The organism is Paucibacter soli, assembly GCF_037482845.1.
Lineage (GTDB): Bacteria > Pseudomonadota > Gammaproteobacteria > Burkholderiales > Burkholderiaceae_C > Paucibacter_B > Paucibacter_B soli.
Genome location: NZ_JBBHJW010000006.1, coordinates 122,377 through 145,746 on the forward strand (window position 1 = coordinate 122,377; position 23,370 = coordinate 145,746).

Consider the following 23,370-nt stretch of genomic DNA (forward strand, 5'->3'; position numbering starts at 1 on the left):
CAGAGCGCGCGGGCCGGGTGAACGATGCCCATGAGTTTTGTTTTGCACGCCTTAACCAACCGAAGGAGACAACGATGCACAGCACCCAACGGAACGCCACCCTGGCAAGCCTTGCCGCCGCAGCGCTGCTCAGTTGCGCCGGCCTGGCCCATGCCCAGAAGGGCGAGACGGTCAAGATCGCCTTCATCGATCCGCTCTCCGGCCTGCTCGGCCCGGTCGGCCAGAACCAGGTCAAGACCTTCCAGTTCATGCTGGAGAAGTTCAACAAGAGCAACCCGGCCGGCGTCAAGTTCGAGCTGGTGACCTTTGACAACAAGCTCAGCCCCGCCGAGACCCTGACCGCCTTCAAATCGGCGCTCGATCAGGGCATACGCTATGTGACCCAGGGCGACAGCTCGGGTGTGGCGGCGGCGCTGCTGGATGCCGTCAACAAGCACAACGAGCGCAACCCCGGCAAGGAGGTGGTCTACATCAACCACTCTGCCGTCGACCCTGACCTCACCAACAGCAAGTGCAGCTACTGGCATTTCCGGCTCGACGCCGATACCTCGATGAAGATGGAGGCCATCACCACCTTCATGAAGGACCAGGCCGACGTCAAGAAGGTGTTCCTGCTGAACCAGAACTATGCACATGGACACCAGGTCGCCAAATACGCCAAGGAGTTGCTGGCGCGCAAGCGGCCCGACATCCAAATCGTTGGCGAGGACCTGCACCCGATCGCCCAGGTGCGTGATTTCGCGCCCTACGTGGCCAAGATCAAGGCCAGCGGCGCCGACACCGTGATCACCGGCAACTGGGGCTCGGACCTGGCGCTGCTGATCAAGGCCGCCAACGAGGCCGGTTATGCAGGCAAGTTCTTTACCTACTACACCAGCACCACCGGCACGCCGACGGCGATCGGCGCGAATGGTGCCGGCCGGGTCTACCAGATCGGCTATGGCCACTACAACATGGGCGGCCAGATGGACGCCTGGGGCAATGAGTACAAGGCACGCTTCAAGGACGACCTCTATACCAACAGCATCATCCACCTCTACACCCTGCTGAGCCAGGCGATGGCGAACGCCAAGTCAACCGACCCGGTCAAGGTGGCGGCGGCATTGGAGGGGCTGAAGGTGAAGAGCTTCAACGGCGAGGTGGAAATGCGCAAGGCCGACCACCAGTTGCAGCAGCCGCTCTATATGACGGTGTGGGAGAAGGCCAGCAAGAAGTATCCCTACAGCCCCGAGGACACGGGCTACACGCTGGCGCCGGTGAAGACCTACGAGTCCTATGTCTCGAGCACGCCGACGTCCTGCCAGATGAAGAGGCCTTGACCGGCTGAGGGGCTGAGGCCCCGATCCAGGCCATGCGGGGCCATCGCGACGATGGCCCCGTCTTCGACACGCCCCGCCGACGCGAGACCCCGTGGACCAAATCCTCATCAATCTGCTGAACGGCCTGTCCTCCGGGCTGCTGCTGTTCATGCTCAGCTCCGGCCTCACGCTGATCTTCAGCATGATGGGCGTGCTCAATTTCGCCCATGCCAGTTTCTACATGCTGGGGGCCTATGCGGCCTACAGCCTGGTCGGGCTGCTGGGCTTTTGGCCGGCCCTGCTGCTGGCACCGCTGCTGGTGGGGCTGCTGGGCGCCGGCTTCGAGCGCATGGCGCTGCGGCGCGTGCACAAGTTCGGCCATGTGCCCGAGCTGCTGATCACCTTCGGCCTCAGCTATGTGGTGCTCGAACTGGTGCAGCTGATCTGGGGTCGCACGGCGGTGCCCTTCACGCCACCTGCGGCCCTGCAGGGCTCGGCCTTCACCTTTGTGCAGCGGGCGGGCAGCGGCCTGTCCATCGTGCTGGGCGCGGCGCCGGCCGAGCTGTGCGCCGGGGCGACCTGCTCGACGTTCCCGCTCACGCGCGTCTTCATGATGGGGGTGGCGGTGCTGATGCTCGTGGCGCTTTGGTTGCTGCTCACGCGCACCCGCATCGGCCTGGTGATACAGGCGGCGCTGACCCATCCCGAGATGGCCGAGGCGCTGGGCCACAACGTGCCGCGCGTGCTGATGCTGGTGTTCGGCAGCGGCTGCGCGCTGGCGGCCCTGGCGGGGGTGATAGGCGGCTTTACCTTCGTCACCGAGCCCTCGATGGCGCTGGTGGTGGGGCCCATCATCTTTGTGGTGGTGGTGGTGGGCGGCATTGGCTCGCTGGCAGGGGCCTTCGTCGGGTCGATCCTGATCGGCCTGCTGCAGACCCTGCCGCTGACGGTGGATGCCTCGCTCGCCTCCCTGCTCAACGGCTGGGGCTTCAAGGTCGGACCAGAGACGCTGTTCTATCCCATCCTGCGCCTGCGCCTGCCCGAGGTGGCGCCCACCTTGCCCTATCTGCTGATGGTGCTGATCCTGATCTTCCGGCCCAAGGGCCTGCTGGGTACCCGGGAGGATTGATCGACCATGCAAGTCCGCGCCACTTCCTCCCATTACCACTTCAAACCCTACAACGTCGGCCGCTGGCTGGTGTGGGGCCTGTACGCGCTGCTGCTGGCGCTGGCACCGCTGCTGTGGACCAGCGGCCTGGCCCAGACCATGCTCACCCAGATGGGCATCGCGGTGATCGCCTGCCTGGCCTACAACATGCTGCTGGGGCAGGGCGGCATGCTCAGCTTCGGCCACGCGGTCTATAGCGGCCTGGGCGCCTTCCTGGCCATCCACACGCTCAATCTGGCGGTCAGCGGCGCATGGCAAATCCCGGTCAGCCTGGTGCCGCTGGTGGGCGGTCTGGCCGGGCTCTTCTTTGCGCTGCTGTTCGGCTATGTCTCGACCAAGAAGGCCGGCACGCCGTTCGCGATGATCACCCTGGGCCTGGGCGAGCTGGTGTGGTCGATGTCGCTGATGCTGCCCGAGTTCTTCGGCGGCGAGGGCGGGGTTTCCAGCAACCGGGTGATCGGCAAGCCGCTATTGGGCATCAGCTTCGGTCCGCAGATCCAGGTCTATTACCTGGTGGCGATCTACTGCTTCATCAGCACCGCGGCGATGTTCGCGCTGACCCGCACGCCGCTGGGCCGCATGCTCAATGCGGTGCGCGACAACCCCGAACGCGTCGCCTTCATTGGCTACGACACGCAATGGGTGCGCTTCATGGTGTTCGCGATCTCGGGCTTTTTCGCCGGCATCTCGGGGGGCTTGAGTGCCATCAACACCGAGATCGTCACCGCCGAGGTGGTGGGCGCGGCGCGCTCGGGCGCCTATCTGCTGTTCACCTTCCTGGGCGGCGCCACCTTCTTCTTCGGGCCCATCATCGGCGCGGTGCTGATGGTGGTGGCCCTGGTGCTGCTGTCCGAGCTCACCAAGGCCTGGCTGCTCTATCTGGGCCTGATCTTTCTGTTCATGGTGATGTACGCGCCGGGCGGCGTGGCCAGCCTGATCATGATGAATCTGCGCGTGGCCGCCTTCGGCAAGCTGCGCAAGCTCTGGACCTCGTATCTGGCGCTGGCAGGCACCGCGCTGACCATGTTGGTGGGGGGCGGCGCGATGGTGGAGATGCTCTATCACAAGCAGCTCAACGAGGCGCTGGGTCCCCAGCTGCGCTTCATGGGCGCCACGCTCGACAGTTCGCGCATCGACGCCTGGTTCGGTGCCGCGATGGTGCTGCTGGTGGGCTTGGTGCTGTTCGAGCTGTCGCGCCGGCAGTTCAAGCACGACTGGGATCTCCTACAGGAGGAGATCGAGAAGGAAATCAAACGCAGGGAAACGCTATGAGCAGCGAATACGCCCTTGAGCTGCGCGCGCTGCGCAAGAGCTTCGGCAAGACCGAGATCATCCGCGGCGCCGAGCTGGCGGTGAGGCCCGGCGAGCGCGTGGCGGTGATAGGCCCCAACGGCGCCGGCAAGTCCACGCTCTTCAACCTCATCAGCGGGCGCTTTGCACCCAGCAGCGGCGAGATCCTGCTGCACGGCGAGCGCATCCACCGGCTCAAGCCCTACGAGATCAACCGCCGCGGCCTGTCGCGCAGCTTCCAGGTCTCCAATCTGTTCACGCGCCTCTCGGTGTTCGAGAACATCCGCTGCGCGGTGCTGTGGAGCATGGGCTACAAGTACGCGTTCTGGAAGTTCCTGGCCGGGCTCGACGATGCCAACGACCGCGCGGACGAGGTGCTGGAGATGATCAAGCTCGATCGCCGCCGCGACGTGCTGGCGATGAACCTCACCTATGCCGAGGCGCGCGCGCTCGAGATCGGCATCACCATCGCCGGCGGCTCCAGCGTGATCCTGCTGGACGAGCCCACCGCGGGCATGAGCAAGAGCGAGACCAAGCGCTTTATCCAGCTGATACGCGAGGTCACCGAGGGCAAGACACTGCTGACCGTGGAGCACGATATGGGCGTGGTGTTCGGTCTGGCCGACAAGATCGCGGTGCTGGTCTATGGCGAGGTGATCGCCTTCGACACGCCCGACGCGGTGCGCGCCAATGCGCGCGTGCAGGAGGCCTATCTGGGCTCGGTGCTGGCCGAGGTAGCCGTATGACCCCCACGCTCACGATGTTCGCTGCCCCCCGAGGGGGCGCATGCCGCCCTTGGGGCGGCCCGGCGGGAGGCATGGCATGACAGGCAAGACGCTACAACTCAGCAACGTCCACGCCTTCTACGGCAAGAGCCATGTGCTGCATGGTGTCAGCATGGTGCTGCGGCCGGGCGAGATCGTCAGCCTCCTGGGCCGCAACGGTTCGGGCCGCTCCACCACCGTCAAGACCATCATGGGCCAGGTGGATGGCAACGGCTCGGTGAAGTTCGGCGAGCAGGAGTTGCTGGGCAAGAAGGCCTACGAAATCGCGCATCTGGGGCTGGGCTATGTGCCCGAGAACCGCGACATCTTCCCCAAGCTCACGGTGCATCAGAACCTCTTGCTGGGCCAGAAGTCGGGTACGAAGAAGGACCCGCGCTGGGGCTTCGACGATATGTACCGAATGTTCCCGCGCCTGAAGGAACGCCAGCACACCGAGGCCGGCGTGCTCTCGGGCGGCGAGCAGCAGATGCTGACCCTGTGCCGCACCTTGATGGGCGACCCGGATCTGATCATGATCGACGAGCCCACCGAGGGCCTGGCGCCCAAGATCGTCGAGCTGGTGGCCGAGTACCTGAAGGAGCTCAAACGCCGCGGCATCGCCGTGCTGCTGGTCGAGCAGAAGCTGGCGATCGCGCTGGAAATCTCAGAGCGCTGCTATGTGATGGGCCATGGCCGCATCGTGTTCGAGGGTACGCCGGCCGAACTGCGCGCCAATGCCTATATCCGCAAGGAGTGGTTGGAAGTGTAGTCAGCGGCGGCGGCGGCGCCGCCACAGCCACAGCTTCTCCATTTCCACCGCCACGAACACCAGGCCGGCCAGGCCGAAGCAGGTAAAAAGTTCGCCGGCGCTGAGCGCCTCGGTGCGGAAGATGGGCTGCAGCCATGGGCTGTAAATGGTGGCCAGCTGCAGCGCCAGCGTCAGCAGCACCGCGCCCAGCAGCGGCAGATTGCTCAGCAGGCCCTGGGCAAAGAGCGATTCGCGCTCCGAGCGTATCGCCAGCAGATGCGCCATCTGCGCCAGCGTCAGCAGCGTGAACACCATGGTCTGGCCGTGCGTGTTGCCAGCCTCGCCATGCAGGCCCAGCGACCATGCCTGCACGCCCAGGCAGAGGCCACCGATCAAGAGGCCCACCCAGAGCGCGTGCTGCCACAGGCCATGGGCGAACACGCTCTCCTGTGGCGGGCGTGGCGGGCGCCGCATCACGCCGCGCTCGGCCGGCTCGGCGGCCAGGGCCAGTCCCGGCAGGCCGTCGGTGACCAGATTGACCCAGAGGATGTGGATGGGCAGGAGCGGGATCGGCAGGCCCAGCAGCGGCGCCAGGAACAGCAGCCAGATCTCGCCCGAATTGCCGGTCAGCGCATAGCGTATGAACTTGCGGATGTTGTCGAAGATGCGCCGGCCCTCGCGCACCGCGCCGACGATGGTGGCGAAGTTGTCGTCCAGCAGCACCAGGGCGGAGGCCTCGCGCGCCACGTCGGTGCCGCCGCGCCCCATCGCCACGCCGATGTCGGCGGCGCGCAGCGCCGGCGCGTCGTTCACGCCGTCGCCGGTCATGGCCACATACTGGCTCTGGGCCTGCAGGGCCTGCACTATGCGTATCTTCTGCGCCGGGTCCATGCGCGCATAGACCGAGACGCGCCGCACCGTGGCGGACAGGGCGGCCTCGTCCAGGCCGGCCAGTTCGGCGCCGCTGAGCGCGCCGCCTGCGGTGTCCAGGCCCAGATCGCGCGCGATCGCCAGCGCCGTGGCCGGATGGTCGCCAGTGATCATCACCGGCCTGATGCCGGCCGTGCGGCATTCGGCCACGGCGGCGCGCGCCTCGGGACGAGGCGGGTCGATCAGACCCACCAGGCCCAGCAGGGTCAGGTCTTGCTCGAAGGCATCGGCCGCCACCGCCACCACCTCGGACTTGCCCTGCTTGCGCGCCACCGCCAGCACGCGCAGGCCCTGGCTCGCCCAGGCCTGGGCGGTGGCCAGGGCCTCGGCCAACTCGGGTCCGGCGGCGCAGCGCGGCAGCAGCGACTCGGGCGCACCCTTCGCATAGGCGATCCAGCCCGTGCCGGCCTGGTGCAGGGTGCTCATGCGCTTGCGCTCGGCGTCAAAGGGCCACTCGTGGCGGCGCGGGCTGGCCTGCTTGAGCGCGGCCACGTCCAGGCCGGCGTCGGCGGCGGCCTGCAGCAGGGCGGTCTCGGTGGGGTCGCCCAGCCAGCCTGCGGGGCCCGGCATCGCGTCGTTGCACAGCACCAGGGCCTGCCAAAACGCGTTGGCGTTGGCGTCGGCATGCCAGCTGCGTTGCTCGCGCAGCTGCATGCGGTTGAGGGTGAGGGTGCCGGTCTTGTCGGAGCAGATCACCGACACCGAGCCCAAGGTCTCGACGCTGGGCAGGCGCCGCACCAGCGCGTTCACCGTGACAAGGCGGCGCGCACCCAGCGCCAGCAGCACCGTCACCACCGCCGGCAAGGCCTCGGGGATGGCCGCCACCGCCAGGCTGATGGCGGTCAGCGCCATCAGCAGCAGGGGCTCGCCGCGCAGCACGCCGATCGCGAACACCAGCGCGCAGATCGCCAGCACCACCAGCGAGAGCCGCTTGCCGAAGGCGGCCAGGCGCTGCTGCAGGGGCGTGGCGCGCTGACCTTCGCGATTGGCCTTGCCCAGCAAACCGGCCACCTGGCCCAGCTCGGTGCGCGCGCCGGTGGCCACCACCATGCCGGCGCCGCGCCCATGCGTCACGACCGTGCCCTGGTAGGCCATATTGATGCGGTCGCCCAGGGCGCTCACTTCCAGCGGCAGGTGCCGGTGTGTCTTTTCCACCGTGACCGATTCGCCCGTCAGTGCCGATTCGTCCACCCGCATCTGCGCCACCTCGTGCAGGCGCAGGTCGGCGGGCACCAGACAACCGGCCTCCAGCAGCACCACATCGCCGGGCACCAGATGCTCGGTCGCCACCACATGGCGCTGGCCACCGGCGCGCATCACGGTGGCCTGCGGTGCCGCCATGCGCTGCAGGGCGCTGAGCGCCTGGTCGGCGCGCCATTCCTGCCAGAAGCCGATGGCGGCGTTGAGCAGCACGATCAGCAGGATCACCAGGGTGTCGGCCAGATCGCCGATCAGGCCCGAGAGCAGGGCCGCCGCCAGCAGCACCAGGATCATGAAGTCGCGGAACTGGTCCAGCGCGCGCGCCCAGGCCGGGCGTGGCGGCGCCTCGGGCAGGCGATTCGGGCCATGGGCCTGCTGGCGCGCCAGCACCTCGTCGGCGGCCAGGCCTTCGTCCAGGCGCACGCCCAGATGCTGGGCCAGGGCCTGGCTGTCGATGCTGTGCGGGGCGGGGTGCGGCGGCGTCGAATCCATGGCATCAGTATCTGTGTCGGAGCACTGTATTTATAATCAGGTACATGAGCCAGCCCGCCCTGAGTCGCAGCCACCGCAGCCGCCTGATGCAGGTCTGGCGTTCGGCCGGCTGGCCCTGCAAGGACGCGCTCGAGATCGATCTGCTGGCGGCCGGCATGCTGGATCTGCACATCGCCGCGGACGGGCGCGAGACCCTGCGCCTGAGCCAGGCCGGCATCCAGTGGCTGGCCGAGGCGCGCCAGCAAAATTCCCGGGCCTTGAGCGGCCACGACCGGCTGGCGCAGAAGTTCGCCGAGCAGCTGATGGCGGGCGGCCGCATCGTCTGGCGCGAGCTGAGCTTGCGCGCCCAGGTCGAGACCGAGGCGCCGGCCGAGCTGCCGCCGGCGCTGCGCGAGGCGCTGCCGCTGTGGGATGAGCCGGCGCCCGCGCGCGCGGCCGCGCATGTCTGGCGCATGGCGCGGCCCGATCTGTTCTCGGTGCGCAATACCTCGGTGGAGGCCTATCTGCAGCCGCTGGTGCACGAGGTCAAGTTCAGCCGCGCCGATCTGCTCGCCGATCTGCGCCATGCCGCCAAGCGTCAGGCCTATCAATGGCTGTGCAGCGAGGTCTACTACCTGTTCCCGGCCGGCGTGGCCAAGCCCAATGAGATTCCCGAGCAGTACGGCATCTGGCTGCTGCATGGCACGCTGGAGGAGGGCAGCTTCGAGCTCTTGCGCCCGGCCCAGCACCAGCCCTGCAAGCTGCCGTTTGCGGTCTGGCTGGCGCTGGCCAAGGCGACGCCGCTGCGCAGCGAGGCCGATGCGCCACCGCAGACCGCGCTGGCCGAGCCTTGAACAGCGCCGGCTACACCGTCGCGGTGCGCGAGCTCTGCGAGTTCACCGCCAAGCAGGGCGACCTGGATCTGCGCTTCACGCCCGCGCCCAGCGCGCTGGAGGGCATGGCCGGCCATGCCACGGTGGCCGCGCGCCGCGGGCCCGGCTACCAAGCCGAGCTGGCCCTTGGCGGCAGCTACAAGCAAACGCTGCAGGTGCGCGGCCGTGCGGATGGCTACGACCCGGCGCGCCAGCGCCTGGAGGAGGTCAAGACCTACAAGGGCCGCCTGGAGACCCAGCCGGCCTCGCATCGCGCCCTGCACTGGGCGCAGGCGCGCATCTACGGCCATCTGCTGTGCCAGCAGGAGGGGCTGGCGGCGCTGGAGCTGGCCCTGGTGTATTTCAATGTCGGCAACCAGCAGGAGACGGTGTTCACCGAGCGTTGCAGTGCGGCCGAGCTGCAGGCGCATTTCGAGCTGCATGGCGAGCGCTTTCTCGCCTGGGCCGAGCAGCAGCTGGCGCAGCGCGTCGAGCGCGATGCGGCGCTGCAGGCCTTGAGCTTTCCCTTTGGCGAGTTTCGCCAGGGCCAGCGGCCGCTGGCCGAGGCGGTCTACAAGGCGGCCCTGAACCAGCGCTGCCTCTTGGCCCAGGCGCCCACCGGCATCGGCAAGACCCTGGGCACGCTGTTCCCGCTGCTGAAGGCGGCGCCGGCGAAGGCGCTGGACAAGATCTTCTTCCTGGCCGCCAAGAGCTCGGGCCGCCAGCTCGCGCTGGATGGCCTGCAGCGGCTGGCGCCCTTGCCGCTGCGGGTGCTGGAGCTGGTGGCGCGCGAGAAGGCCTGCGAGCATCCTGACCGCGCCTGCCATGGCGAGTCCTGCCCGCTGGCCCAGGGCTTTTACGACCGCCTGCCCGCGGCGCGCGCCGCCGCCGCGCAGGAGCTGCAGCTCGGCCAGGCGCGGCTGCGCGAGCTGGCGCTGGCGCACCAGGTCTGCCCCTATTACCTGAGCCAGGAGCTGGTGCGCTGGGTCGACGTGGTGGTGGGCGACTACAACTATTTCTTTGACGTCAGCGCCCTGCTGCATGGCCTGACGCAGGCCAACCAATGGCGCGTCGCCCTGCTGGTGGACGAGGCCCACAACCTGGTGGAGCGCGGCCGCAAGATGTACAGCGCCGAGCTGCTGCCCGAGACGCTGGCGCAGGCGCGGCGTTCGCCCGCGGCGCGCAACTACCCGCCCCTGAAGAAGGCGCTCACCAAGCTGCAGCGCGCCGCAACGACCCTGGGCAAGGCTCAGGCCGAGGACTACCGGGTGCACGAGCATCTGCCCGAGGCCTTGCTCACGCCGCTGCAGCTGTGCAGCGCCGCCATCGGTGAGCACTTCGGCGAGCACCCGGCCGAGCCCGATGCAGCCCTGCAGGCCTTCTACTTCGAGGCCCTGCATTTCCTGCGCATGGCCGAGCAGCTGGGCAGCCATTCGATCGTCGACAGCAGCCGCGAGCCGGGCGGCGCCGGCCTTTGCTGGTGCCTGCGCAATGTGCTGCCGGCGCCCTTTCTGCGCCCGCGCCTGGAGGCGGCGCAGAGCAGCACCCTGTTCTCCGCCACCCTGCAGCCGGCCGACTACTACGCCAAGCTGCTGGGCCTGCCCGAGCAGCATCTGCAGATCGAAGTGGGCTCGCCCTTTGCCGCCGAGCAGCTGCAGGTCAGCGTAGCGCGCGGCATCTCCACGCGTTATGCGCACCGCCAGGCCTCGCTGGTGCCCATGGCCGAGCTGATGGCGCGCCAGTACGCAGCGCGGCCGGGCAACTACATCGCCTTCTTCAGCAGCTACGCCTATCTGGAGCAGCTGGCCGAGGTGCTGGCGGCGCAGCAGCCGCAGCTGCCGGTATGGGCGCAGTCGCGGCGCATGGGCGAGGCCGAGCAGAAGCGCTTCCTGGCCCGCTTCACCGAACACAGCCAAGGTATCGCGCTGGCGGTGCTGGGCGGCGCCTTCTCCGAGGGCATAGACCTGCCCGGCGCGCGCCTGATCGGCGCCTTTGTCGCCACCCTGGGCCTGCCGCAGATCAATGCCGTCAACGAGCAGATCCGTGCGCGCATGCAGCAGCTGTTCGGCGCCGGCTACGACTACACCTACCTCTACCCGGGCCTGCAGAAGGTGGTGCAGGCGGCCGGGCGGGTGATACGCACGACCGCGGACCAGGGCGTGCTGCACCTGATCGACGACCGCTATGCGCGCGCCGAGGTGCGCGCCTTGCTGCCGCGCTGGTGGCGCCTTGGCTGACAAGCGCGTCGGGATTCTTTACAGCCATGGCTGTTGGCCCTGCGATATTGCACATGCTGCGTTGGAACATCCAACGAGAACAATGGCTTGCGTCTATTCGCGTGCCCTGGAACGGAACCTGCTTGCCTGGCGCCAGTGCCGTTATTTTGACGGGCAATACTGGTGAAGGAAGAACAAATGCTGAATTGGTGTAGCTGGCGACATTGGGTCGCGACCTTGGCTCTGGGCTTTGCAGCGATGGGCCCGGCTCAGGCGGGCTTGGTGACTGGCGATGCCGATCCTGTGTTCGGGCCCTGGGTGCCCGGCTTGTCGTACCGGGCTGACTTCAGCTTCTACCTGCCCGATTCCGTGCTGGCCCTGGCGCATTCCTCGCCAGCCAACACGATAGACATCAATGCGCTCGACATCTACCTGGAAGGCCATGTGTGGCTGTACGAGACACTCAACCCTTCGAATGAGAGTCTGCCCGGTACCTTCAAGTTCAAGCTGCACACCGTCACCTTCGATCTGGGCAACGACCTTTTGGTGAACTGGCAGGCGTCGGGCCTTTGGCCCTGCGTTCCCTGTTTCAGCAACATGATGCCGCTCAACGACTTTGCGCCCGCCTATACCTTCGGCTTCAGGTGGCCTGAGCTGGCCCAACCCATGCAGCTGACCTGCTACTACGGCTGCGAGGGCTCGGACGACAGCCCCAAGCCCGCCGAAACGGCCGGTCTGACGGTTGCCTACACCTACAGGGACGACCAGGGCCGTGCACGCCCCAAGCAGGCCGAGTACAGCTTTGATGCGGCCGGCAATCGCACCATGCGGGTGAAGGGCGCAAGCGTGCCCGAGCCTGCGTCGCTGGCCTTGGTGGCCTTGGCCTTGCTGGGCTTGGGTTGGCAGCAGCGCCGCCGTCAGCAAGCTTGAGTTGAAGTCTTGCTTGCGCGCCGCAAGCCTTGCGGCGCGCCTTCAGTGCATATGCCCCGGCGGCTGACTCAGCCGCAGTGCCGCCTTGACGGCGCTGGCCGTATCCCAGTCCATGGCTGACAGCCATGCAGGGTGCTTGGTCGGCTCGGGTGCGGCCTTGCTCATTGATTCCAGCAGGCCCAGCCAGCGCGCTTGGGCGCGCTCGGATCGCACCAGACCGGCGCGCTCGCGCAGGGCTTGGGCGGCGCAGGCCAGGGCCAGCGCGGGCTCTGTCTGAGCCTGGCCCTGGGCCAGCCAGGCGTGATCCTCCAGGCTGGCGAGCAGTTGCTCCCGCATATCGAAGGCATTGAAGGCGATCAGCGATTCCGCCAGCCTGGGCATGGCTTCGCTGCTGCGGCCTTCCATCAGGTCGAGTCGCGCCAGCAGGGCCAAGGCGTTCGCGGTGCCGCGCCGGTCGGCGGCGGCCAGGCATATCGTCAGGGAGCGCGCCAGCCCCTGTGCGGCATGCTCGCGCTCACCGGTCTCCAGGGCCAGCTGTGCCAATCCCAACTCGGCCTCGGCCTCGGTTTCCGGATGCCTGAGCTGGCGAGCGAGGTCCAGGGCCTGCTGAAGAAACTCCAGCGCTGCATCGTCATGGCCACGCCACAGATCGATCTGCCCCAGCTGCAGCAGCGCGATCGCCTCCCCGACTGGCTTTTCGCATTGTCGAAAAATGTCCAGTGCTTCCAGATTGGCCACCATCGCGGCATCGGCCTCGCCCGCCGCCAGCTTGGCCATCGCCAGGGTGGAGAGCGTGGACGCTACGTCAAAAGGTTTGTCCGCCAGCCCGCGGCGCAAGGCCAGGCAGGTTTGCAGGTCGCGCTCGGCCGCCACATGGTCGCTCTGGCTGACGGCCAGGGCGGCTGACACATAGAGTGCGTGGCCACGCATCCAGTCGTCGGTCTGCAGCGCCGGCAGCTGCAGCAAGGCTGCCATGGTGCTGCGGCCCTCGCTGGTATAGCCGCGCAGGATCCAGAAGCCCTGCAGCGCCACCGCCAACTTGACCCCGACGATGGGGTCGATGACGCCGTTGTCGGCCTGCGCAAAGGTGATTGCGGCGCGCAGATTGTCCTGCTCGGTATCGAGCCGGTGCAGCCACTCGCCCTGCTGGGGGCCGCGCAATCCATCGCGCCCCTGCTTGGCAAAGGCGAAGAAGTAGTGGCAGTGGGCGGCACCCAGCGCTTCGGCGGCGCCGCTCTGGCCTAACTTTTCGCTGGCGTAGTCGCGCAGGGTCTCCAGCATGCGGTAGCGCGTGCCTTCGGCCCCCGCGCTCATCAACAGCAGAGACTTTTCCACCAGCTGCGTGATCAGGTCCAGCAGATCAAGCGGGTCAAGCGGCTCGGCGCTGCACACGGCCTCGGCGGCCGCCAGACTGAAGCCGCCCTTGAACGGCGCCAGCCGCTGGAACAGCGTCTGCTCCGGTTCGGGCAGGCTGTCGTACGACCAGTCCACCAGCGCGCGCAGGGTCTGCTGGCGTTCCTGCAGCACGCGTGAGCCGCCGGTCAGGATCTTGTAGCGATCATGGAGCCGCCGGTTGATGTCCTGCAGCGAGAGGGCGCGTAGACGCGCGGCCGCCAGCTCCAGGGCGAGGGGAATGCCTTCCAGGCGTGCCACCAACTCGGCCACGGCCGGCGCCTGCTCCTCGTCCAGCACAAAGCCGGGCTTGTGGGCCTGGACGCGATCGACGAACAGGCGCACCGCGGCAGAGCGCTGCAGCGTGGCGAGGTCGTCGCCGGGCTTGGGAATGGGCAGGGGCAGGATGGGGTAGGCCTGCTCACCCGGGATGCGCAAGGCCTCGCGACTCGATGCAGCCAGGCGCACATGGGGGCAGGCCTTGATGACGGCATGGGCAAGTTGCGCCGCGGCCTTCACCAGGTGTTCGCAGTTGTCGAAGATCAGCAGGGTGCGCTTGTCCTTGAGATGGGCGCAGACCGATTGCAGCAGGCTGCGATCGGGCTCTTCACGCAACTCCAGTACCTGGGCGACCTCCGCCAAGGCCAGTTGCGGATCGCTGATGGGAGCCAGGTCGAGGAACCAGACGCCATCCGGAAACAGGTGCATCAACTCGGCCGCGGCCTGCAGGCTCAGCCGCGTCTTGCCCAGGCCGCCCATGCCCAGCAGCGTCACCAGCCTGGCGCTGCCCAGCAAGGCCTTGATGTCGCGCAGCTCCTGCTCGCGGCCGACGAACATGCTGGCCTGCTGCGGCAGATTGTTGGGAATTTCGCGCACCGGCAGCCAACGTTCGCCGCGGCGTGCCACCCGGTAGGCCTTGTCGCCATCGGTGGGCGTAGCCAGCATCACGCCCGGCGACACCAGCTCGAACAGTTCCATCGGCTCGCTCACGCCCTTGAGCACCCAATGCCCCTGCGAGGCCAGCGCCAGGCCCTCGGCCAGTTCGTCCACGGCCACGCCAACGCGCGCCTCCGGGCTCAGCAGGGTTTGCCCGCCGTTGGCAAGTGCCATGATGCGGGCGGCGGTCGGCTTGGCCAGGCCGTCCACTTCCAGCGGCTTGGCGCCCCGCTGCACATCCTGCGCACTGTTCTCGCGCAGCAGCACCGGCCCCAGATGCAGGCCCGCACGCGCCTTGAGCGGCGTGCTCAAGCCTGCGATGGCGCGGTGGTAGGCGAGGGCATAGTGCAGGGCGTTGGCGGCGCTGTCGAACATCAGCAGCATGCCGTCGGTCTTGTCGATCTCGCGGCCCTGCCAGCGCGGCAGCAGGTCGCGTGCGACCCGGTCGTGCTGGCGCCAGACCTCGGCCATGGCGGCATCGCCCAAGCGCTCGGACAAGGCGGTGCTGTCGACCACGTCGGTCAGCAGCAGGGCCCGTATCTGCGTGCTGGTCGCTTGCTCGCTCATGCAGCTCACAGCAGACTGGTGATCTTCACGGACGAGCCCAGGCTTTCAATCTGCACCTGCTCGGAGAGGCCGCGCGCGAGCTTGATCATGGGGTCGTTGCTGGCGAGCACCTCGGCGACGAAGCCACGCACGCCGCGCGCCCTGGCATGTTCGCCCATGCGCTGCTGCAGCAGGGCGCCCAGGCCCTGGCCCTGCCAGCCGGGATGCACCATGAAGGCCGTCTCGGCCAGATTGGTGCTGGGGTCCACCATATACATGGCATGTGCGATCACCTTGGGGTCCTCGCGGCTGCCCACGCAGGCCACCATGGCCACCTCGGTTTCCGAGTTCAGATTGCAAAGCCGCTGCACGTCGCGGCTGGACAGGCCGCGCAAGCGCCTGAAGAAGCGGGTGTAGACGTCGCGTTCCGGCAGCTGGTGGAAGAGTTCGCGGATGGCCTCGCCATCGCTGGCCATGGCCGGCCGCAGCAGCACCGAGCGCTGGTCCTTCAGCAACATTTGCCGTTCCTCTTCGACGGCATAGGCCAGCAGATTGCGCAGGGTCTGGTCGGCCGGCACATAGCCCATGGCCTTGGCCTGCTCAAGCAGCTCAGCGCGCGCGCCGGGGTGGGCGATCTGGATCAGCGCCACCGCACGCTCGCGGATCGACTTGCCGAACAGATAGGCAATGCCGTACTCGGTGATCACGTAATGCACATCGCTGCGCGGGATGGCCACGCCTTCCCCGGCCAGCAGGGCGGGCCGGATGCGCGAGCCCTGCTCGCCGTCCTCGGTCGAGGCCAGGCAGATGATGGCCTTGCCGCCGCGCGAGCGCGAAGCGGCTTGCAGGAACTCGGCTTGTGCGGCAACACCGCCGTAGAAGTCACCCTGGAACTGGTCGACGCAGACTTGGCCCGTCAGGTCCACCGCAAAGGCCTGGGTCACCGACACCAGCTGGTGTTGCGCGCCCAGGGTCCAGGCATCGCAGACCGCCTCGATGGGCTGGAAGGAAAACATCGGGTTGCGGTCGATCAGCTCGTAGAGCCGGCGTGAGCCCATGGCAAAGCTGGTGACGATCTTGCCGCGCTGATTGGTCTTGCGCTGGCCGGTCAGAATGCCGCGCTCCAGCAGCGGGATGATGGCGTCGGTGATCACGTCGGAGTGAATGCCCAGGTCCTGGCGGTCACTCAGGTACTTGAGCGCCTCGTTGCTGTAGCGGCCCATGCCGATCTGCAGCGTGGAGCCGTCATCGATGATGCTGCCGATGTAACGCGCGATCTGCTCGACCACCTCGGTGGGCGGTGCCGGGTGCGCATACTCGATCACCGGCGTGTCCACCGGCACCAGGTGATCGATCTCGCCCACATGCAGCATCGAGTCCCCCATGGTGCGCGGCATATGGGGGTTGACTTCGGCGATCACCAGGCGCGCCCGGGCCACGGCAGCGGGCGTGATGTCCACCGACACACCCAGTGAGACATAGCCGAACTCGTCCGGCATCGAGACCTGGATCAGGGCCACATCGACCGGAATGCGCCCGATCGCGATCAGCTGCGGCACGCGTGCCACGGAGAGCGGCACATAGTCGGCCTGACCTTGCTTGACGGCGGCGCGCATGTCCTGGCCCACAAAGAAACAGCGGTGCCGATACTTGGTCTGGGGCAGGCCTTGCGCGTCGTGCTGCAGCGCGCTGTCGGTCAGGAAATGCAGCAACTCGACGTCTTGCGGTGCCGGCGAGCAAGCCTCCAGCGCTGCCACCAGGCTGCGCGGGGTGGCGCTGGCGGTGCCGACATAGACATGGTCGCCGGGCTTGATCAGCTTGACCGCCATCTGCGCGCTGCAGATCCTTTCGGCACAGGCGGCCAGGCGCGGGTCGATCGCCGGCTCGGCGTCCTTGGGGCTGGCGCTGAAGCGCTGTTGCCAGGCTTGCACCAGGCGTTGCAGCAAGCCCTCTGCGGATGGCTTGGGTGCTGTTTCTGATTGACCGTCTGCCATCGCTGGACTCCTTGCTGTTAGCTGCTGCTGCCGCTTGCCGGGGCGAGTCTGCCGGCAAGCAGATCCGCATCGAGCACCTCGATGGCATGCTCGTAGCCCAGCCTCACCAACTCATCGAAACGGCTCCACTGCAGCATGCCGATGCGCTGCAGCGGCGGGTTGAAATAGAGGTCGATCTGCTTGCGCACCTGACGCTGGCGCGAGGTGCTGTAGAGCACGGTCACGTTCATCAGCAGGGCCGACAGGTCGGGCAGGCGATAGCGGCGCTTGGCGCGCGGGCGCAGCTTGTCGCGCAGCAGCGCCAGACTGCCCGGCACCTCGTCCATCTCGAAGCGTCGTGGCTTGTTGCTGCCGAGGTCCACGCCTATCACCCGCCCAATGCCCCAGCGCCCACGCATCACGTCGGCGGGCAGGTTGTTGAAGGTGCCACCGTCGCACAGCAGATCGCCATTGAGGATGACGGGCGGCAGCGCGCCGGGGATCGCCACGCTGGCCAGCAGAGACTTGGCGAGCGAGCCTTCGTCCAGCAGCTGTTCGCGCGCCTGCGAATAGTTGGATGCGATGCAGAAAAAGTTCTTCCAGAGATCTTCGATCTGCGCGGCATGGCCGGTGAGCGTCTGGATGGAACCCTCGACCACACGGCGCAGGCGCCGTCCGCGTATCAGGGAAATCACCGGCAGCCAGTTGAAGTCGCCCGTGGGGTTGATGGCAAAAGCGCGCCTGGCCGTGGCCGTGGTCAGCTCCAGGGGCCTGTCCATGCCGACCAGCGCCGCCATCACCGCACCGATGCTGGTGCCGCCTACCAGGTCCACCTCGACGTTCTTCTCCAGCAGGGCGCGGTAGATCCCGATATGTGCCAGGCCGCGCGCGCCGCCGCCGGCCAACACCAGGCCGACGCCGTTGCGGCTGACCAGGCGTGCCAGGCGCGCCATGTCGCGCGGCAAGGCCGGGCGGATATGCACATGGTCGGCAAGGGGCCGGCGCGCCAGCCAGGCCTGCGTGCCGCTGGGCGAGAGGCGACCCTCGGGATGCAGCAGGACCAGGATTTCGGTGGCGTCGGTGCGCGGTGGCCGGCTGATCAGGCATTGGGTCTCAATGGCGTGCAGCCGCACCGGCTGGTCGGCGTCGGCCAGCAGCAGCAGCTCGTCGCAGTGCCGGCAGCAGCGCTCGGTCCACGGCGTGGATTCGCTGTCGCTGATCAGCAGCACGAAGTCGTTCTCAGACTCGATCTGGTCCAGATGCACCGCAATGCGGCGCGTGGCCTCAGCATCCTCGCGCGGCCGCTCACAAATGCTCGGGTCGTTCAGGTCGGCGCCTATGCTCTGCGCCGATACCACCGATACGCGCCCCATGCTGCCGAGATGCCTTGCCAGCTCTGCCGCGAAGCCGGACGCGTCGACCTGGGCCGTGATCGGCAGCAAGCCGATGGTGACCGGCTTGTCTGGCAGCGAACGCGAGCCCTCGGTCTTGAGTCTGTGAATGATCTGTCGGGTCAGGGCGATCGAGATCTGCCCGCTGATGGCCAGCAGCTGTTTGAATCTGTCCTTGGCCAGGCGCACCAGCACCGAATCACGGATGGCCACCAGGCTGGCCGAGCGGGGCTCGTCGGTGAACAGGCTCATTTCGCCAACAATCTGGCCGCGCCCGATTTCGCGCACCGCCCGCGTATCGCCAAACTCGTTCGTGATGTAGGTGCGCAGGCGGCCGCTCAAGAGCAAATACAGGGCGTCGCCCCTGTCGCCCTGGTTCATCAAGGCCTGACCGGCCGGGACCTCCACCCATTCCAGATACTCCAGCAGCACTTCCACGGCCTGAGGATCGGTGTCTCCGAGCAGCTCCGGCAGATGGCGGCGTAGCAGGGCGTCAAGGTGATTGGGGTGCTCGATGAGGTCTGGCATAACGCGCCTGGCGTACAGGCTCTTGAAGGCTGCACATATTGACACAGAATTTGCGCGGCGCTGTCCCTGTTCGGCGCGGCGCACAATCAGCGCCATGAGTAGCGCAAGAGAACTCTCCGCCGCCGAGCTGCGGCTCACGGTGGACCCGGCCTCGCTGGGCTTTGCCGATACCTCCGAACTGCTGGACCAGCCCCTGACCTGGATAGGCCAGGAGCGCGCCGAACAGGCGGCGCGCTTCGGCCTGCGCATGCAGCAGCCCGACTACCACCTGTTTGTGCTGGGCGAGGTGGGCAGCGGCCGCAGCTCGCTGCTGCTGGAGATGATGAAGCAGGAGGCCTTGCTGCGCCCGGTGCCGCCCGACCTCTGCTATCTGCACAACTTCGAGCAGCCCGAGCATCCGCTCGCCCTGCGCCTGCCGGCCGGCGAGGGGCGCTTGCTGCGCCAGCTGATGGCCGACTTCGCCAAGACCCTGCAGAGCGAGATTCCCAAGCGTCTGATGGACGCCGATGTGCGCGCCGGCTGCGAGCGCCTGGAGAGCGCATACAAGGCCGAGGAGTCGGCCGCCTATGCCGAGCTAACGGCCTATGCGGAGGCGCGCAACTTCGGGCTTATGCGCGATCAGGGCCGCATGGTGTTCACCCAGCGCGACGAGGCGGGCGAGCCGCTCAGCGCCGCCAAGGCGATGACGCTGACGCCGGCGCAGCGCGCCGCCTGCGATGCCGCCGAGGAAGAGTTGCGCAGGCAGATCGGCCGTTTTCTGGAGCTCACCCGCGCCAAGGAACTGCTGATGCTTGAGCAGCTGGCGGCGCTGCGGCGCCAGCTGCTCAAGCCCATGCTGGACCATGCGCTGCAGCAGATCCGCAATCGCCTGCGCAAGCAGATCAAGGATGCCGTCAAGCTGGGGCTTTATCTGGAGGGCGCGCAGCAGGAGGTGCTGGACAGCCTGGCACTGTTCCAGCCCAGCGAGGAAGCCGACGAGGCCCGCGCCGCCGCCTTGGCCGAGCTGCTGGCGCGGCTGCGCGTCAACCTGGTGGTGGACCACCATGGCAGCAGCGGCGCGCCGGTCATCAGCGACGACAACCCGGTGTTTCGCTCGCTGTTCGGCAGCATCGAGGTCGAGGCCGAGCGCGATGTGCTGCTGACCGACTTCTCACGCATCCGCGCCGGCAGCCTGCTGAAGGCGCATGGCGGCTTTCTGATGCTGCACCTGCGCGACCTGCTCAGCGACGAGGCGGTGTGGGAGAAGCTGCGCCGCTTCCTGCGCAGCGGGCGTTTGCAGATCGAGGAGCCCGGCATGGCGCTGGCGCCGATCAGCGCGGTCTCGCTGCAGCCCGAGCCGGTGGACGTCGACGTCAAGCTGGTGCTGATCGCCTCGGTGGAGGACTACTACCTGGTGCAGGAGGGCGACCCCGAGGTGGCGCGGCGCTTGCGCTGCAAGGTCGATTTCGCCGAGAGCTTTGCCGCCACCCCCGAGGTGCGGCGCGCCACCGCCGTGTTCGTGGCGCACAGCTGCCGCAAGCTGGGCCTGCCGCATTTCAGCGCGCCGGCGGTGGCGGCGCTGATCGAGCAGACGCACCGCGAGGCCGAGGACCAGGCACGCCAGAGCGCCATCTTCGCGCACAGCGCCGGCCTGCTGGCGGAAGCCGCGGCGGTGGCCTGCGCGCGCGGCGCGGCCTTGGTGGAGGCCGACGATGTGCAGGCGGCGCTGGCGGCGCGCCAGCACCGGCACGACTACCCCGAGCAGCGTCTGCAGGAATCGATCACCGATGGCGAGCGCCTGCTGGCGGTGGCGGGAGAGCGCGTCGGCCAGCTCAACGGCCTCACGGTGGTGGACTTGGGCGACTACCAGTTCGGCTTTCCGGTGCGCGTCACCGCCTCCACCCATGCGGGCGAGGAGGGCTTGCTGAACATCGAGCGCGAGGTCGAGATGTCGGGCCCCATTCACGACAAGGGCGTGCTGATACTGCACAGCCACCTGGCCGGGCTGTTCGCGCATATCGCGCCGCTGGCGCTGAACGCCGCGGTGGTGTTCGAGCAGGAGTACAACGGCGTGGAGGGCGACTCGGCCTCCTGCGCCGAGTTCTATGCCCTGCTTTCCAGCCTGGCGCGCCTGCCGCTGCGCCAGGGCATTGCGGTGACCGGCGCGCTCAACCAGCATGGCGAGATGCTGCCGGTGGGCGGCATCAACGAGAAGATCGAGGGCTTTTTCCGCAGCTGCGAGCTGCTGGGCCTGGATGGCCAGCAGGGCGTGCTGATACCGCGCCGCAACTGCCGCCATCTGATGCTGGCGCCGCGCCTGGTGCAGGCGGTGGCCGAGGGGCGCTTCCACATCTATACCGCCGAGCTCGCCAGCGAGGGCATGGAGCTGCTCAGCGGCCTGCCGTTCGGCAATATGGGGCCGCATGGCTATGCACCCGACAGCGTGCTGGGCCGGGCGCAGAAGACCTTGCAGGACTATCGCCGTGCCTGCGAGCCGCCCACCCGTGCCGCGACCAGGCCGCTGCGCGCGCGGCGTGGCCAGCAGGACCGGCGTTAGGAAGAAAACCAGGCCCGCAATTGGCCTGTTACCGCGGGGGCGTTGAGCAGCTGCATATGGCCCATGCGGTAGAGGATGAGCTGGCGCGTGGGCGCGAAGTCCAGGCAGCGCGCCGCCTCGTCGTGCTGACCCAGGGCGCTGCGCAGCGGCACCAGGCCGTCGCCCAGCAGGCGGTCGGCCAGCAGGCCGCGCTGCGGCGCCAGGGTGGCGGCGATGGTGTAGCAGGCAATGCCTGCGGGCAGGGGCAGGTGCTGGCGCCGGTCGGGTTGGCGTCGGAAGCGATCGCGGCCCTGCCAGTCGGCATCCTGGACATGGCCATAGCGCAGGTCGGTGATGCCGGCGCTGCGCAGCTGGCCCAGCCTGGCCAGCGGCCGCGACCAGGGCGTGCTGCCCAGCAGCACGTCGACCCAGTTGCCGGCGCGCTCCAGCGGCGCGCCATGGTGGGGGGTGCCGAGAAAGGCGATGCGCTGCACCAGCGCGGCCCAGGGCAGGCCGCTCGCCTGCGCGATTTGCAGCGCGCTGCGCAGTACCAGGCCGCCCATGCTGTGCACCACGCAGTCCAGCGCCTGCAGCGGCTGCGGCCAGGCGCGCAGCAGCCGGTCCAGCAGGGCGGCGAGTTCGCGGCCGTTCTGCGAGGTGTGCAGTCCCGTGTTGTAGCGCAGGTAGATGGGCGTGTAGCCCAGCGCGGCCAGGGCCTGGGCATGCTGTTCACCCCATTGCAGCTCGTTCATGCACAGGCCGTGGATGAAGAGCAGGGGCTTGGCCGTCACCGGCCCGGCCGCCAGCACGGCGGGCAGGTTTTCCATCGTCAAGACCTGACCCTGGCAGCGCAGCGTCATCTCGAGGGCGAGCGGATTGCCGCTGGCGCGCAGCTGGTCGCCCATCACGCCGTTGAGCGCGGCCAGCACGGCGGCGCGCTCGGGGCTGTCGGGCCGGGACCGGTCGATGCGCTCGAACAGCGGCTGCAGCGCGCGCAGCGCGCCGTCCAGGCCCTTGCCCACCAGACCGTTGAGACCCTGCACGCAGCGGTAGACCAGGCCGGTGATGCCGCGCGCCTGCTCGGCAGCCCGACCACCCTGTGCGCCCATTGCGCCCGGTGCGCCCAGGGTCTGCCAGACCGATTGATGCACGCCTTCGGCGATGCGCACCACGCCGGCGGTGGCCTGGGTGGCGAGCTGGGCCGCCGCGCGCAGGTCGCTGGCGCGCAGGTGACGCAGCGGGTTCTTCTTAGTCATGACGGGCCTCGCGTTGCAGTTCGAAGCGCAGGTCGCCATTCGCGGTGTTGCCGGTGCAACGCCAGCCCAGGCGCCGGTAGAGGGCCTCGGCGCGCGTGCCGGCACCGGTGCTGAGCCACAGGGTCTGCAGGCCGCGCGCCCACAACCAGTCGCACATCTCGGTCAGCAGGCGGCGGCCATGGCCGCGCCCCTGGGCCTTGGGATGCACGAACAGGGCCCATAGGCAGCCGTCGTCGGCGTGCACGATGCCAAACGCCAGCAGGCGATGGCCAAATTCGTCGATCTCCTCGATCACCCATCCGCGGCCGCGCTCCTCGATGGCCTGGCGCACCTCCTCGTCGGCAATGATGCCGCGCGGGATGGTGTTCTCGGTGACGGCGTAGCGCAGCTCCCAGATCGCCGGGATGTCGGCGCGCAGGGCCTGACGCACAAGAGTCTTGATGGCGGGCATGGTGTGCATCATGCCCGAAGCATCAGCGCCTCATCAGCGCGCCAGGCGCCAGCCCGCCTGCCAGAGTGCCTGCAAGGCCAGGGTCTGGGCCTGCTGCTTGAGCAGCTGCGGGCGCAGGCCGGCGCGCGCGGTCAGCGGCGCGCTCAGCCACAAGGGGCCGGCATCGCGCTGCAGGCGGGGCTGGCCATGGCGGTCGGCGCGCAGCAGGGCGAGGCGCCAGCCATTGTTCAGGCCGCGCTGGCGGCTGTCGTCGGCCAGCACGCCCAGCCAGTCGTCGGCGGCAATGCGGTGCGCGGCGCGCAGGATCGCTTGCGGGCTGCAGGGGAAGGGTAGTTCGGCGACGCTGTCGCCCTGCGGGTTCAGCAGTTGGCGGGTCTGCGCTGCGCTGCCCGTCGGGGTGCCGCTGCGGGCGCGCGTCAGCAGGCGGTCAAAGCTGGCAAGTCCGTGCATGAATGAAAAAGCTCCGAAGGCCCCAGGTGTCACCGGCGTTTGCCG

The 23,370-nt window shown here is 68.1% G+C and carries 16 protein-coding genes; 9 read left to right on the top strand and 7 right to left on the bottom strand.

The window, feature by feature from the left end:
• The first annotated feature begins 74 nt into the window (after positions 1-74).
• The 5 genes from WG898_RS13870 to WG898_RS13890 all read left to right on the top strand — a co-directional run bounded on the left by WG898_RS13870 (position 75) and on the right by WG898_RS13890 (position 5,289).
• Positions 75-1,319 carry a branched-chain amino acid ABC transporter substrate-binding protein gene (locus WG898_RS13870; protein ID WP_339603398.1) on the top strand — a complete coding sequence of 415 codons (1,245 nt, stop codon included), beginning with the start codon at positions 75-77 and terminating at the stop codon, positions 1,317-1,319.
• 91 nt (positions 1,320-1,410) lie between these two features.
• Positions 1,411-2,427 (top strand): branched-chain amino acid ABC transporter permease, encoded by a 1,017-nt coding sequence (locus WG898_RS13875; protein WP_339603399.1) that lies wholly within the window; start codon positions 1,411-1,413, stop codon positions 2,425-2,427.
• 6 nt (positions 2,428-2,433) lie between these two features.
• Positions 2,434-3,738: a branched-chain amino acid ABC transporter permease gene (locus tag WG898_RS13880; protein ID WP_339603400.1), complete on the top strand. Its 1,305-nt coding sequence runs from the start codon at positions 2,434-2,436 to the stop codon at positions 3,736-3,738.
• Entirely contained in the window at positions 3,735-4,502 is a 768-nt protein-coding gene (locus WG898_RS13885; RefSeq protein ID WP_339603401.1) for an ABC transporter ATP-binding protein, read from the top strand. Before WG898_RS13880 ends, WG898_RS13885 begins: the two co-directional genes overlap by 4 nt.
• A gap of 76 nt (positions 4,503-4,578) precedes the next feature.
• Positions 4,579-5,289 carry an ABC transporter ATP-binding protein gene (locus WG898_RS13890; protein ID WP_339603402.1) on the top strand — a complete coding sequence of 237 codons (711 nt, stop codon included), beginning with the start codon at positions 4,579-4,581 and terminating at the stop codon, positions 5,287-5,289.
• On the opposite strand, the gene WG898_RS13895 is transcribed toward WG898_RS13890, so the two are convergent.
• Positions 5,290-7,890, bottom strand: coding sequence for a cation-translocating P-type ATPase (locus tag WG898_RS13895; RefSeq protein WP_339603403.1), 2,601 nt, complete (start codon positions 7,888-7,890; stop codon positions 5,290-5,292). It abuts the gene before it with no gap.
• Positions 7,891-7,934: 44 nt separating this feature from the next.
• Here WG898_RS13895 and WG898_RS13900 point away from each other — a divergent pair, with 44 nt between their 5' ends.
• From WG898_RS13900 to WG898_RS13910, 3 genes are all read left to right on the top strand, one after another.
• Positions 7,935-8,723: a hypothetical protein gene (locus WG898_RS13900; RefSeq protein WP_339603404.1), complete on the top strand. Its 789-nt coding sequence runs from the start codon at positions 7,935-7,937 to the stop codon at positions 8,721-8,723.
• On the top strand, positions 8,720-10,978 hold the full coding sequence (locus WG898_RS13905; RefSeq protein WP_339603405.1) for an ATP-dependent DNA helicase: 2,259 nt from the start codon (positions 8,720-8,722) through the stop codon (positions 10,976-10,978). The genes WG898_RS13900 and WG898_RS13905 overlap by 4 nt, the downstream gene beginning before the upstream one ends.
• A gap of 177 nt (positions 10,979-11,155) precedes the next feature.
• Complete coding sequence (locus tag WG898_RS13910) at positions 11,156-11,887, top strand: PEP-CTERM sorting domain-containing protein (protein WP_339603406.1); 732 nt, start codon at positions 11,156-11,158, stop codon at positions 11,885-11,887.
• Positions 11,888-11,929: 42 nt separating this feature from the next.
• Here WG898_RS13910 and WG898_RS13915 read toward each other — a convergent pair whose 3' ends face one another.
• The 3 genes from WG898_RS13915 to WG898_RS13925 are packed head-to-tail and all read right to left on the bottom strand — an operon-like array spanning position 11,930 to position 18,653.
• Positions 11,930-14,782, bottom strand: a complete 2,853-nt coding sequence (locus WG898_RS13915) for an ATP-binding protein (RefSeq protein ID WP_339603407.1) — start codon at positions 14,780-14,782, stop codon at positions 11,930-11,932.
• 5 nt (positions 14,783-14,787) lie between these two features.
• The gene (locus WG898_RS13920; RefSeq protein WP_339603408.1) at positions 14,788-16,755 is read right to left on the bottom strand and encodes a GNAT family N-acetyltransferase; all 1,968 of its coding nucleotides are present in this window, start codon (positions 16,753-16,755) and stop codon (positions 14,788-14,790) included.
• A 17-nt stretch (positions 16,756-16,772) separates the two neighbouring features.
• A complete protein-coding gene (locus tag WG898_RS13925; RefSeq protein ID WP_339603409.1) occupies positions 16,773-18,653 on the bottom strand; it encodes a patatin-like phospholipase family protein in 1,881 nt (626 codons plus the stop codon).
• A 94-nt stretch (positions 18,654-18,747) separates the two neighbouring features.
• On the opposite strand from WG898_RS13925, the gene WG898_RS13930 reads away from it, so the two are divergent.
• On the top strand, positions 18,748-21,189 hold the full coding sequence (locus tag WG898_RS13930; RefSeq protein ID WP_339603410.1) for a Lon protease family protein: 2,442 nt from the start codon (positions 18,748-18,750) through the stop codon (positions 21,187-21,189).
• On the opposite strand, the gene WG898_RS13935 is transcribed toward WG898_RS13930, so the two are convergent.
• From WG898_RS13935 to WG898_RS13945, 3 genes are read right to left on the bottom strand one after another with little or no spacing between them, the layout of a single operon-like run.
• Positions 21,186-22,424, bottom strand: coding sequence for an esterase/lipase family protein (locus tag WG898_RS13935; RefSeq protein WP_339603411.1), 1,239 nt, complete (start codon positions 22,422-22,424; stop codon positions 21,186-21,188). The genes WG898_RS13930 and WG898_RS13935 overlap by 4 nt on opposite strands.
• Entirely contained in the window at positions 22,417-22,887 is a 471-nt protein-coding gene (locus WG898_RS13940; protein WP_339603412.1) for a GNAT family N-acetyltransferase, read from the bottom strand. Before WG898_RS13940 ends, WG898_RS13935 begins: the two co-directional genes overlap by 8 nt.
• 21 nt (positions 22,888-22,908) lie before the next feature.
• Positions 22,909-23,325 (bottom strand): hypothetical protein, encoded by a 417-nt coding sequence (locus WG898_RS13945; protein ID WP_339603413.1) that lies wholly within the window; start codon positions 23,323-23,325, stop codon positions 22,909-22,911.
• Positions 23,326-23,370: the final 45 nt, after the last annotated feature.